At 44.8% G+C, this 12,589-nt stretch carries 8 protein-coding genes; 1 reads left to right on the top strand and 7 read right to left on the bottom strand.

Annotation, left to right across the window (positions count from 1 at the left end; all coding sequences use genetic code 11):
- Nucleotides 1-30: 30 nt before the first annotated feature.
- The gene (gene gdhA, locus B5D54_RS07205; RefSeq protein ID WP_078925857.1) at nt 31-1,383 is read right to left on the bottom strand and encodes an NADP-specific glutamate dehydrogenase; all 1,353 of its coding nucleotides are present in this window, start codon (nt 1,381-1,383) and stop codon (nt 31-33) included.
- A gap of 787 nt (nt 1,384-2,170) precedes the next feature.
- On the opposite strand from gdhA, the gene katG reads away from it, so the two are divergent.
- Entirely contained in the window at nt 2,171-4,345 is a 2,175-nt protein-coding gene (katG, locus tag B5D54_RS07210; RefSeq protein ID WP_078925858.1) for a catalase/peroxidase HPI, read from the top strand.
- Between the two features lie 98 nt (nt 4,346-4,443).
- Here katG and B5D54_RS07215 read toward each other — a convergent pair whose 3' ends face one another.
- The 6 genes from B5D54_RS07215 to B5D54_RS07235 form a co-directional block, all read right to left on the bottom strand.
- Nucleotides 4,444-5,076: a DsbA family protein gene (locus B5D54_RS07215; RefSeq protein ID WP_078925859.1), complete on the bottom strand. Its 633-nt coding sequence runs from the start codon at nt 5,074-5,076 to the stop codon at nt 4,444-4,446.
- Between the two features lie 296 nt (nt 5,077-5,372).
- Complete coding sequence (locus B5D54_RS17215; RefSeq protein ID WP_167514861.1) at nt 5,373-5,510, bottom strand: hypothetical protein; 138 nt, start codon at nt 5,508-5,510, stop codon at nt 5,373-5,375.
- Between the two features lie 127 nt (nt 5,511-5,637).
- On the bottom strand, nt 5,638-7,086 hold the full coding sequence (gene gnd, locus B5D54_RS07220; protein WP_078925860.1) for a decarboxylating NADP(+)-dependent phosphogluconate dehydrogenase: 1,449 nt from the start codon (nt 7,084-7,086) through the stop codon (nt 5,638-5,640).
- Between the two features lie 13 nt (nt 7,087-7,099).
- Complete coding sequence (gene pgl, locus B5D54_RS07225; protein WP_078925861.1) at nt 7,100-7,816, bottom strand: 6-phosphogluconolactonase; 717 nt, start codon at nt 7,814-7,816, stop codon at nt 7,100-7,102.
- Entirely contained in the window at nt 7,813-9,315 is a 1,503-nt protein-coding gene (gene zwf / locus B5D54_RS07230) for a glucose-6-phosphate dehydrogenase (protein WP_078925862.1), read from the bottom strand. The genes pgl and zwf overlap by 4 nt, the downstream gene beginning before the upstream one ends.
- 342 nt (nt 9,316-9,657) lie before the next feature.
- Nucleotides 9,658-12,534 carry an HD domain-containing phosphohydrolase gene (locus B5D54_RS07235; protein ID WP_078925863.1) on the bottom strand — a complete coding sequence of 959 codons (2,877 nt, stop codon included), beginning with the start codon at nt 12,532-12,534 and terminating at the stop codon, nt 9,658-9,660.
- Between the last annotated feature and the right edge of the window lie 55 nt (nt 12,535-12,589).

Consider the following 12,589-nt stretch of genomic DNA (forward strand, 5'->3'; position numbering starts at 1 on the left):
TCCCCTTACTCTCTCGTTGAGCGGTTGAGATTAAACCACACCTTGCTCAATCATCGCATCCGCTACTTTTCTAAAGCCTGCTATGTTTGCACCAAGAACTAAGTTGTGGGGTTCGCCAAATTCTGACGCCGTATCGCGTGCATTACGGTAGATGTTTTTCATGATCACTTTCAGTTTTTCATCCACTTCGGCAAAACTCCAAGTTTGCATACTGGCGTTTTGTGCCATTTCTAGCTGGCTGGTGGCTACGCCTCCGGCATTGGCGGCTTTACCCGGGCCGTAGCAAATTTTTGCATTAAGAAAAACTTCAACTGCATCTTGGGTGGAAGGCATATTCGCGCCTTCCGAGACGGCGATAACCCCATTAGCAACCAAAGTTTGCGCATCTTGCTCAGTAAGTTCATTTTGTGTCGCACATGGGAAAGCGAGCTCAGCAGGGAAGCGCCATACCGCATGACCATCAGTTGGGTAGTCACTGACCGGAATATAACGAGCATCTGGGTGATGCTGTAGATACTCTTCTAGGCGAACTTTACGTACTTCTTTAAGTTCTTTTAACGTGGCTAAGTTGATGCCTGTTTCATGATAGAGAGTGCCGCTGGAATCTGAACAGGTAATAGGGAGAGCCCCGAGTTCATAAAGCTTTTCAATGGTGTAGATAGCCACATTGCCAGCCCCTGAAACTAGACAGGTTTTTCCGGCTAATGATTGATTCTGATCTTCCAGCATGTATTGCGCGAAATAAACACATCCGTAGCCAGTCGCTTCTTTACGAACCAAAGAACCGCCCCAGAGCAGGCTTTTCCCGGTAAATACGCCGTCATAGTTGCCAGTTAAGCGTTTATATTGACCAAACATATAGCCAATTTCACGGGCCCCAACGCCGATGTCTCCTGCTGGGACATCACAAGTTGGGCCTATGTGGCGGTATAACTCATTAATAAACGATTGGCAAAAACGCATGATTTCGCCATCTGATTTTCCTTTGGGATCGAAGTTTGCGCCGCCTTTGCCTCCCCCAATGGGAAGACCCGTTAAAGCATTTTTAAAAATTTGCTCAAAGCCTAAGAACTTGATGATACTTGCATTAACACTTGGGTGGAAACGTAACCCACCTTTGTACGGCCCCAAGGCAGAGTTAAATTCAATCCGATACCCTTTGTTGACTTGAACATTCCCTTGATCGTCAACCCAAGGCACACGGAACATAATTTGTCGTTCAGGTTCGACCATTCGCTCGATGATGGCGTGTTTTTTGTATTTTTCATTGGTTTCTAAAATTGGCTGTAGTGAGTCTAAGATCTCTTCTACTGCTTGATAAAACTCGGCTTGCGCTGGGCTCGTTTTTTGTAATTTGACGATGGTGTCATGAATGTAAGTCACGATAATTTCCTTGTGAGATTAAATTGTTGATGTCCTTGTTAGGGGAAAGCGATGCCCTTGTGCTCTTTCCCTTTTTATCTTGCCATCACGAGCATGAATGGAAGTTCAAACGCTAGGAGTGGAGACATTCTTTCAACCCAACCCCTTGTTCGATGACTTAAGGTTAATGTTGATGAGATATGGGCTTTCCCTTGCGGTAGATGGATTCCAGACTTCTTATTCGTGGGCTCGTACTGATGATTCATCATCTCATAACGGCTTATATATGCTATTGAATAGTGAAAGAAAATGCATCAAAAATGTGTATAAATGTATTAAACGTCGAAAAAAAACAGCAGAGAGAATAAAATTTCATCAACTATTTATGTTATGAATGTATTTGCTTGCCTTTCTTGAGTCAAAGATGAGGGTAAGAAGCCACCCATACCTTGATAAATATCAAGCTATGTCCATTGATTCGGACCAAAGTCTGAAAACTTTTCACCATCATCTATTCTTAATGTCGATGTTCTCTAAATAGTAGGTAGTAGGCATTACCTATTAAACTGATAGTGATAGCGTATTAGTGTTTGATTTATAAATGGTCTAACTTAGTGAAGAACCAATAAGTGCTATCTCCAATACTCTTTCAAATCATGTGGGGAGGACGTTTCTCCCATTACTGATGTATTGGGATGAAGGTTTCCTCATCTCACTGGCTCTTATTAATGGTTTGGGTATATAGGATACATTGATTTGTGACCTAACACGGTTGTCAATCGTAGCAATGCGTAGCAAGGAGAAAACAATGGAAAAGAATGGTATGAATTCAGGCGGTAAATGTCCTGTCATGCATGGGGGGGTAACGTCTGCTGATATGTCCAATATGGACTGGTGGCCAAAAGCTCTGAATCTCGATATTTTGCACCAGCATGATGCGAAAACAAATCCAATGGGGCCTGATTTTAACTATCGAGAACAGTTAAAAAAACTGGATGTCGAGGCATTAAAAAATGATCTCAAAGCGTTGATGACAACCAGCCAAGAATGGTGGCCTGCGGATTGGGGTCATTATGGTGGTTTGATGATTCGTATGGCATGGCACTCTGCTGGGACATACCGTATTGCCGATGGCCGCGGTGGGGCTGGAACGGGAAATCAGCGTTTTGCACCGATTAACTCTTGGCCTGATAATGCCAACTTAGATAAAGCCCGCCGTTTGCTATGGCCGATTAAACAAAAGTATGGCAATAAAATTAGCTGGGCGGATTTGATCATCCTCGCGGGAAATATGGCGTATGAATCGATGGGGCTGAAAACCTTTGGATTTGGCTTTGGTCGGGAAGACATTTGGCATCCAGAAAAAGATACGTATTGGGGCTCAGAAAAAGAATGGCTTGCGCCAAGTGGGGCGAAAAATAGCCGTTACTCCGGTGTTCGTGATTTAGAAAATCCTCTCGCGGCTGTAATGATGGGGTTGATCTATGTGAATCCTGAAGGGGTGGATGGTAACCCAGACCCTCTAAAGACCGCCCAAGATATGCGTGTCACCTTTGAGCGTATGGCGATGAATGATGAGGAAACCGTTGCGTTAACGGCGGGTGGTCACACCGTTGGGAAGTGTCATGGGAATGGCGATGCGGCTAATCTAGGTCCAGATCCTGAAGGTGCGGAATTAGAAGAACAAGGTTTAGGTTGGATCAATCACACAACCCGTGGTGTTGGCCGTAATACGGTGACCAGTGGTATTGAAGGGGCGTGGACAACCAATCCAACACAGTGGGATAACGGTTTCTTCTACTTGTTATTTACTTATGATTGGGAATTGAAAAAAAGCCCAGCTGGCGCTTGGCAGTGGGAACCCATTGATATTAAAGAAGAAGATAAACCCGTTGATGTCGAAGACCCAAGCATTCGCTATAACCCGATTATGACTGATGCCGATATGGCATTAAAAATGGATCCAGAATACCGTAAAATTGCTGAGCGTTATTATCAAGATCCCGCATACTTCTCTGAAGTCTTTGCTCGTGCTTGGTTTAAATTAACTCACCGAGATATGGGACCTAAAGCGCGTTATATTGGCCCTGATGTGCCGAAAGAAGACCTGATCTGGCAAGATCCTATTCCTGCGGGTCGAACGGATTATGACGCCGAGGCGGTGAAAGCAAAAATTGCAGCAAGTGGCCTTAGCATTAGTGAAATGGTGTCTACGGCATGGGACAGTGCTCGAACCTTCCGTGGATCGGATAAACGAGGCGGCGCGAATGGTGCGCGTATTCGGTTAGCCCCACAGAAAGATTGGCAAGGTAATGAGCCAGAGCGTTTATCTAAAGTACTGACTGTGCTTGAAAATATTGCGAGTACGTTTAGCATTAGCGTGGCCGATACCATTGTACTTGCGGGTAATTTAGGGGTTGAACTGGCGGCCAAAGCGGCTGGCGTTGAGGTTAAGGTGCCGTTTGCCGCAGGGAGGGGCGATGCCACATTAGAACAGACGGATGTAGAGTCGTTTGATGTTCTTGAACCTCTATCTGATGGTTTCCGGAATTGGTTGAAGAAAGACTATGTTGTTAACCCTGAAGAGCTGTTGCTGGATCGCGCTCAATTGATGCGTCTGACTGCGCCTGAGATGACGGTATTGATGGGGGGGATGCGAGTTTTAGGTACGAACTATGGGGGATCATCCCATGGTGTCTTTACCGAAAATGTCGGTGTGCTGAGTAACGACTTTTTCGTGAACTTAACGGATATGCGTTACACTTGGAAACCTAAAGGTCGTAACTTGTATGAAATTTGCGAACGACAATCTGGCGCAGTGAAGTGGACAGCGACACGAGTCGATTTAGTGTTTGGCTCGAATTCTATTCTTCGCTCATACGCGGAAGTGTACGCGCAAGACGATAACAAAGAGAAATTTGTTAAAGACTTTGTGACGGCTTGGTGCAAAGTGATGAATGCGGATCGCTTTGATCTGCAATAATTCAGAAGTCGATTGAATGATGATATAGCCCCCAATTGGGGGCTATTGTTTTTCTAGAAATACCTCAGACACTATTTTCGTCGCCTTCTATCAAGATATTATGTTTCATTGATGATGGTTTCCCAGAAATGAATCCACGACGGTGTGTCTCCGTAATAATGGTTGAGCGGCACAAACTGAAGTTTGCCATCTGTATACTCAATCATCATCGAAGGAAAGCCAGATAGCTGCCATGCTTCCATTAAAGTTCGCGTATGTTGAATGGTGGCCTCTAACTGTGTGGCGGCATGATTCATTGCCAGAGACCAATCATCAGCGTTTATGCCTAACTTTTGTGCGAGTTGAGCTAATGTGGCTGATTCAGTCACCATTTTTCCGTCTTGGTAGTGTGCTTCTTGAATCTTTTTCAGCATGTCAAAACCCAAATGTTGATGGGAATCGGCAGCCAATATCGCTTGCGCGGTGACATAAGAGTCCAGAGTGAATGGCTCATGATGATGTAACCTTTCACGATACGCTTGTCCAAAGTGTTGCCCTGTGATTTGAGCAATCCGTTCATCGGCGTTTAAAATATGCTGACGAAAAGGTTCTGCGATTGTTTGGCGAGTTAACATACCACCTGGATGTAACGATAAATGTAGTTCTGGCATCGCATTGAGCGATTCAATTAAAGGGCTGGCGCCATAGCACCAACCACACATCGGGTCAAAAATATAGTGTACCGTTTTCATGCTTGATTCTTCAGTTCTCTGTTTTGTGAGTGCTGAAGTCGAGTATAGAGCGTACGTTTGTACGGATATAGAGCAGAGAGTAGACATCATTGTGTCTTAAAATGAACGAATAAGGATCGATGCAATGGATTAAGTATCCTATCGGAAACAAATGAGGTTGCACGGTATGAAGTATTGTAGGCGACTAAGTGTATAAAAAGTGAAGAAGGGGCCGTGTCTAAATAGGAGAACAGCCTCGGGTTAGGTAGATCCCCGTCATGACGGATAAGAAGGTATCAATCATGACGGGATAATCATTAGCAACCGCCTTGTTGCTGCGCCTGTTCTACCATGGCTTGGCGCTGAGTTTCCTTGTCAGATGTCCATTCATTCATTTGTTGTCCATCTTGTTCTAACGCTTTAGGAACAAAAACAAAATATTTATTGAAGGTCATTGTTAATTCTCTCAGTTGTGAAATTAAAGCAAAAAATAGAGGATGTTAACTAAGTTAACATCCTCCTTGATGCTTATTTTTTAGGCGTAGAGACTAGGATGAGTCTCAAGATATGTATAACGTTTTTTTATACGTCATACGTTGTGGAAGCGGTATCACCGCCAGTGCCTGTCCAGTTCGTATGGTAAAATTCACCACGAGGGCGGTCAATACGTTCATAAGTGTGAGCACCAAAATAGTCACGTTGTGCTTGCAATAAATTCGCGGGTAGGCGAGCGGTTGTATAGCCGTCTAAGAATGTCAGTGCAGAAGTGGTGCAGGGCATTGGAATGCCAACTTCGAGCGATTTCGCTGCAACTTTACGCCATGCCGCAAGGCAGTTATCCAAAATGCCTTTGAAATAAACATCAGAGCCTAAGAAGGCAATGTCTGGGTTTGTGGCAAATGCGTCACGGATGTTACCCAAGAAAGCCGAACGAATGATACAACCGCCGCGCCACATTAACGCGACGTTACCATAGTTCAGATCCCAACCATTTTCATTAGAGGCTTCACGCATCAACATAAAACCTTGTGCGTAAGAGATGATTTTTGATGCCAATAGCGCTTGGCGTAAGGCGTCAACCCATGCTTTTTTATCGCCTTCAACAGGAGCAATGGTTTTCGCAAACAATTGTTCAGCCGCAACGCGTTGATCTTTAAGTGCAGAGAGACAACGAGAGAACACCGATTCCGTAATCAAGGTCAGAGGAATACCCATATCCAGCGCATTGATGCCCGTCCATTTACCGGTTCCTTTTTGGCCCGCAGTATCGAGAATTTTCTCAACTAATGCTTCGCCATCTTCATCTTTATAACCAAGAATATCGGCGGTGATCTCAACCAGATAGCTATCAAGTTCGGTCTTGTTCCAATCAGCAAATACCGCTTGCATCTCATCGGCTGACATACCTAGGCCATCTTTCATAAATTGATAGGCTTCGGTAATAAGCTGCATGTCACCGTATTCAATACCGTTGTGAACCATTTTGACAAAGTGACCTGCACCGTCATTACCAACCCAGTCACAACAAGGTTCACCAGAGTCGGTTTTGGCCGAAATGGCTTGGAAAATCGGTTTTACTGCGGGCCAAGCTTCAACAGCGCCACCTGGCATAATTGAAGGCCCGAAACGTGCGCCTTCTTCACCACCAGAAACACCAGTACCAATAAAGTGAATCCCTTTCTCACGTAACGCAGCGACTCGGCGGTTTGTGTCTGGGTAGTTAGTGTTGCCACCATCGATAATGATGTCGCCTTTATCGAGTAAAGGGACCAATTGTTCAATAAATGTGTCGACCACTTCTCCGGCACGCACCATCAACATCACTTTACGTGGGGTTGCCAGTTTGTCGACTAATTCTTGTAGTGAATAGGCTCCGACAATATTGGTCCCTTTGGCTGGCCCTTGAAGGAATTCATCTACTTTTGCTGCTGTACGGTTGTGTGCGACAACGTTAAAGCCGTGATCATTCATATTGAGAATGAGGTTTTGGCCCATAACTGCGAGGCCGATAACTCCGATATCACCTTTCATTTCTTACTCTCCTTCACGCAATCTTTGCTGCTGCGTCTAAATCTAAATACCACTCCGTATCACCGTGAGATGACTGAATTTTAGCCGCTGGATAAGGAAGATCTTCGGCTGGAGTGGTGTGAATTTCATGGACGATCTCGGCTTTACCTGAGCCAAGAACAAGGTAACTAATACGTTTGGCCGCTTCTAAGACTTTCGCCGTTTTAGAAACACGAAGCTGGCCCGATTCTGGATGAGTCGCTACGAGGGATAGGTGCTCATCTTGATAATTCGTAACATGAGGGAAGAGGGAAGCCGTATGCCCATCGGCACCGACACCTAGCAGGATCCAGTCAAAAACAGGGACTCCCTTTTCCATCGGAATCACTTGAGCCATTTCTTCAGCAAAACGCTTCGCTTCGGCTTGTGGTTCATTTTCGCCTAAAATACGGTGGATGTTGTCAGAGGGAATGTCGATTTGGCTAAATAAGAGCGTGTTGGCTTCGCCATAGTTACTTTCCGCATCATCGGGAGCGACACAGCGTTCATCCCCCCACCAAAAATGCAAATTTTGCCACTGAATGGCAGTGGCATAAGGCGGAGAAGCCAGTAATTGAAACAGCATTTTAGGCGTGCTACCACCAGAAAGGGAAATATGCACGGGCTTGCCTTGCTCGCTATACGTTTGTAAGTCCTTCGCTAAGGATTCCACAACCGCTTGCGCTGTTGGGAAAATTTTATTTTTTATCATAATTCGCAGTAATCCGTATCGGTTAAATTCTTACAGGGGAAACGCCATTCTCGGCGATCTCGATGTAAAAGTTCGTAAGCTTCTTTAGGCCCCCACGTTCCGCAGGCATAACCATACAGTGATTGTGGATCTTGTTTAAAGTCCAAGATAGGTTGTACAAATTTCCAACAGGCTTCCACTGCATCGGTTCGTGCAAATAGTGTGGCATCACCATTGAGAGCATCAAGTAGCAAGCGTTCATAAGCGGTGAGCATTTTCTTTTCCGCCAGCGAGGTGTAGTGGAAGTCCATCGACACCTCTTTCGCTTTAAAGCCTGCCCCGGGTTCTTTCAAACCAAAACTCATCTGAATACCTTCATCAGGCTGAATCCGGATGATCAGTTTATTCTCTGGTGCGTTTTGTCCAAAGACTGGATGAGGTGTGCGTTTGAAATGAATGACCACTTCGGTGACGCGGGTAGGCAGGCGTTTACCTGAACGGACATAGAAAGGAACACCATTCCAACGCCAGTTATTAATAAACATCTTCAACGCAACATATGTTTCGGTGCGTGAATCATCGGCCACTCCCGGCTCATTACGGTAGCTGGGGAGAAATTGTCCACGAACTTCAGACTCGGTGTATTGACCGAGGACGAGGTTGTTGCGGAGATCATCTTCAGAAAGGGGTTGTAAGCTTTGTAAGACTTTATTGACTTCATTACGAATGGAGTTGGCGTTAATCTCAGCAGGCGGTTCCATACTCATCATCGCTAGTACTTGGAGCAGATGGTTTTGGAACATGTCGCGGACGGCGCCGGAGCCATCGTAATAACCACCACGCTCTTCTACACCCAGAAACTCTGCGCCCGTAATTTCGACATAGTCAATAAAGTTACGATTCCATAGCGGCTCAAACATCCCGTTGGCAAAGCGGAAAACCAGTAAATTTTGAACGGTTTCTTTTCCTAAGTAGTGATCAATTCGGTAGATCTGGTGCTCAGAAAAATGACGATGGATTTCGATATCCAGAGCCTGTGCGGAGGTTAAGTCATAGCCAAACGGTTTTTCAATGACTAATCGTTTCCAGCCTTCTTGCTCATTGTTTAATCCGTGAGCGGCCAAGCAGGCGGGAATAACACCATAAAGGCTGGGTGGCGTTGCAAGATAAAACAGCGTATTGCGCTGAGTTTGTTGGTATTGCTCTGCAAGTTGATCAAGGCGAGTTGGTAACTTGGCATAGTCATCAACATTGGATGTGTCAATGGCTTGGTAGTGAAGGTGTTCACTGAAAGCATCAAGAATCGCGGGCTCGGTTTTTTCTAACTCTTGCAGTGAGCGTTTAAGTTTCTCTCGGTAAGTTTGATCGCTGTATTCCGTTCGGCTCACACCCAGAATACTAAAGGATTCAGGTAGTTGTTTGCTTGCATATAAATGATACAAAGCAGGTATTAACTTGCGATAGGTGAGATCTCCCGATGCACCGAAAATAACAATGCAACTGTTTTCAGGTATTACCATCATCTTTCCCTTAAAAACGAGGTATTCAGTATGCGCCAACCCTAGCAGCGCCATACACAAATAAAAAGTAGCTTTTGACTATTAGGTTCATAGTCAAAACCGATAACCCGATCACACTGTGAGTGAAATGGCTATCGTTCTCTGAAGAGTATTGTCTACGACAATTTGATATACATCAACTATTGATAACGCAATCGATTAAATCTTGAGTTATCGCAGGAGGAGCAAAACTCGGTATGGGCAGTGAATTTTCCCTGTCTCTTCATATCTCAAACATCTTTTCAACGTATTGTTACTCCTTGTTTTTTTATCTCTCTCTAAAGGCAACCATGGAAAGGCTTATTAAAACAGATCGCGTAAATAAGTTTTGACACGTTGAATATGCTGATCAAGGTCTACCTGACTTTGCTGTGTTGTGTCGAGGAATTGAGAAGCATAACGCTGATAGATTTTTTGTTCTAAAAAGATCAAATAGAGTTTTGGATCAATATGACCGCTGGTCGCCATGTCTGTCATAATATCGATGGATTCGGCGAGAGTTTTGGCTTTCTTGTACGGCCTATCGCTGGATGTCAGTGCTTCAAAAACATCAGCGATAGCCATGATACGGGCGGGGATGGACAATTGTTGCTCATTTAAGCCTCGAGGGTAGCCTTTTCCATCCATGCGTTCATGATGCCCACCTGCAATATCGGGCACATGTTTGAGATGTTCGGGATAGGGGAGGCGTTTGAGCATGAGGATAGTTTGGACAATATGGTCATTAATCATAAAGCGTTCTTCATCGTTGAGCGTGCCTCGACGGATGCATAGATTGTACAGTTCCCCTCGGTTATATCGTAGCGCACCCGGTTGTAGTACAAATTTTTCTGGCCAAATATCTTGAGGTGCTTGGCCTGTTTCCCATTGAATTTGATGGACCGCTTTGTCGGCCAGTACATTTTCCATCACGGGGAGGGATGGGGTTTCTGTATGACGTTTGGCTTCTAACCATGAAATCCCGAGTTGATCATCCAGCGTTCGTTTCCACTGGCGCTGAGCGATCTGTTTTAAGCGAATGATCGCTTCATCACTCATACATTCAGAGCCCAGGTTACATTGTGCGACAAAAGCAAAATCATCATCGAGACTCTGTTGCTCATGAATTCGCTGTGCTTCTAAGGCGATAGGGTCTCCTCCTTGAGCAATGCCTTGCCAGTAATCAACCTCGGCTTGGCATTTTAATAGTTCAAACCGCATCCGTATTTCGTGGATTCGATCATAAATGGTTTCAAGTTTGGTGGCTTTATCGACCACGTATTCGGGGGTCGTGACTTTACCGCAATCGTGCATCCAAGCGGCGAGCATCAGCTCTTCCCACTGCTCAGAAGATAAAGAAAAACTTGGGAAATACTGGTTGTCTTGGCTGGCGGCCTCAGCCAGCAGGCGAGTTAACTCTGGTACTCGCTGGCAATGCCCACCTGTATAGGGGGATTTAGTATCAATAGCGGAAGCGATAAGAGTGATAAAGGCATTCAACATTTCTTTTTGTTGCTGCATTTTATCAATATTATCTTTAGCAATTTCTGCAAAGCTGAGCACTTCGCGTAAAAATGCGTGCTTGTCCGCTTGAGCTTTGGTGATGGCACGTTCATAACCTAAATTGAGTACCCCAACAAGCTGGCGAGCTTGGTTTAGGAGGGGGAATAGATAAATGTCGCTATTGTAGAGCTGTTCTCGATAAGCGTGCAGAAGGTTATCTTGGCGAGTGAGATGTACCGTTTCACCTTGACGTAGCTGAGCAAGCAACCAAGGGGTTTCTTGCACCAAGGTGTTGATGTCAATTTTGAATGGAATGATGGCGTGATTTGCGGCGGTGGTGAAGCGCTGAGTTTCACTTGAATAGGTATAAAGCAAGATGGTTTCTGCTCGAGTCACGAGATAACTTTGGTGGGTAATAATTTTGGCTAACACATCAAAGTCTTGGTTTGAGGCAGTATCTCGTAGTAAACGGAGTAGATCATGCAGCGTATGCTCCATCAATTCGATAGACTTCGTTAAATCGGCCACTTCTTTGATTGCGCTTTTGGGGTAGCGTGTTTTTTGAAAATCAAAGCGGGAGATATTGTCTGTTTGTACCACCAAATTGGTCAGGGGTCTTGCAAGTCGTTCAGCCACTAGCCAAACGATGATAAAGCATACGCCTAGCAGTAATAAAGCGACCGATACTTGCCTGTCTCGCATGGAAAGCAGGGTAGCAAGAATATCTTTTTGTGGGGTGGCTTCTGCTAAAAAAAGGTGTGTGTGTGGATTAAGGCTTACTGGCGTGAGGGTGATGGACCAATCTTCATTTGCTAATTGAAGGGTTTCATACAGTGTTTGATGGCTGATCCGGTGAGCAACGGAGGCAAATATGCCAGTTTTCAATTTTTCGTTGATGGTGGCTTGATCATCGTCGAGTTGCAAGATGGTATTGTGCTGTGCCAATAGGTTAAATTGTCGATCAAAGAGAGCCAATCGGGTGTTAGCTGAAAAACCAATTCGAGATAACTGCTGAGAGAGAGAATCTAAGGTAAAGTCAGCGCCAACCACTTTGCTGCCGTCGGCGGAGCGACGAGAAAAGGTAATCCCTGGTGTTTGTAAAAAGTAGAAAAAATAAGGGTCAGTTAAACGAACCTCGCCATCTGGCTGAGCGCTTTCATACCAAGGCCGGATTCGAGGGTCAAAAGCATTATCTTGTGTTTCTTGAAAATCAATGATTTGTAATTGTTCATCAAGAAAGGTCACTTTATTCCACCCATCAACCTTAGTCTCGTTCACCAATAAGACGGCGTGTTCAGGTGCTTGAAAGTGGTGTTGGGTCTCTCTTGTAAAAAGGGGGCGAATCTGTGTGAAGTCGCCATTGTCACTGCCGTAGTAAAGGGCAACTAAGTCTTGGTTACGTTGAAATACCAATTGTAATGAGGCTAGCCAGCGAACATCTTCGCTCACGGAATTTGGACTCTCAATAAAACGACTATAGGCGAGAAAATCTAAAGCCGTCAGAAGCGGAGCACTTTTTTGTTGAAAGGCATTTTCTAATTTTTTGCTATTTTCATGACTGATGGATTTGGCGCTGGTAGTGAGCAGACGTTGTGAATGTTGGTAACTAATGGTGATAAGGGCAACGCCAATAAAGGTCACCAGCACCAAAAATAAGGTACTAATCTGAATGCTTAAAGGGTAGTGGCGTCTAATCATCAAGTTATCCTTATCCATTCGGTAAACTAAGTATTGTTCAACCTGAGTAACTTGC

It is taken from the genome of Vibrio cincinnatiensis DSM 19608 (assembly GCF_900167345.1).
GTDB classification, from domain to species: domain Bacteria; phylum Pseudomonadota; class Gammaproteobacteria; order Enterobacterales; family Vibrionaceae; genus Vibrio; species Vibrio cincinnatiensis.

Coding starts and splice junctions, on each gene's coding strand:
- katG (WP_078925858.1), top strand. CDS start 2,171: ATGGAAAAGAATGGTATGAATTCAGGCGGTAAATGTCCTGTCATGCAT.
- pgl (WP_078925861.1), bottom strand. CDS start 7,816: ATGATAAAAAATAAAATTTTCCCAACAGCGCAAGCGGTTGTGGAATCC.
- gnd (WP_078925860.1), bottom strand. CDS start 7,086: ATGAAAGGTGATATCGGAGTTATCGGCCTCGCAGTTATGGGCCAAAAC.
- zwf (WP_078925862.1), bottom strand. CDS start 9,315: ATGGTAATACCTGAAAACAGTTGCATTGTTATTTTCGGTGCATCGGGA.
- B5D54_RS17215 (WP_167514861.1), bottom strand. CDS start 5,510: ATGACCTTCAATAAATATTTTGTTTTTGTTCCTAAAGCGTTAGAACAA.
- B5D54_RS07235 (WP_078925863.1), bottom strand. CDS start 12,534: ATGATTAGACGCCACTACCCTTTAAGCATTCAGATTAGTACCTTATTT.
- B5D54_RS07215 (WP_078925859.1), bottom strand. CDS start 5,076: ATGAAAACGGTACACTATATTTTTGACCCGATGTGTGGTTGGTGCTAT.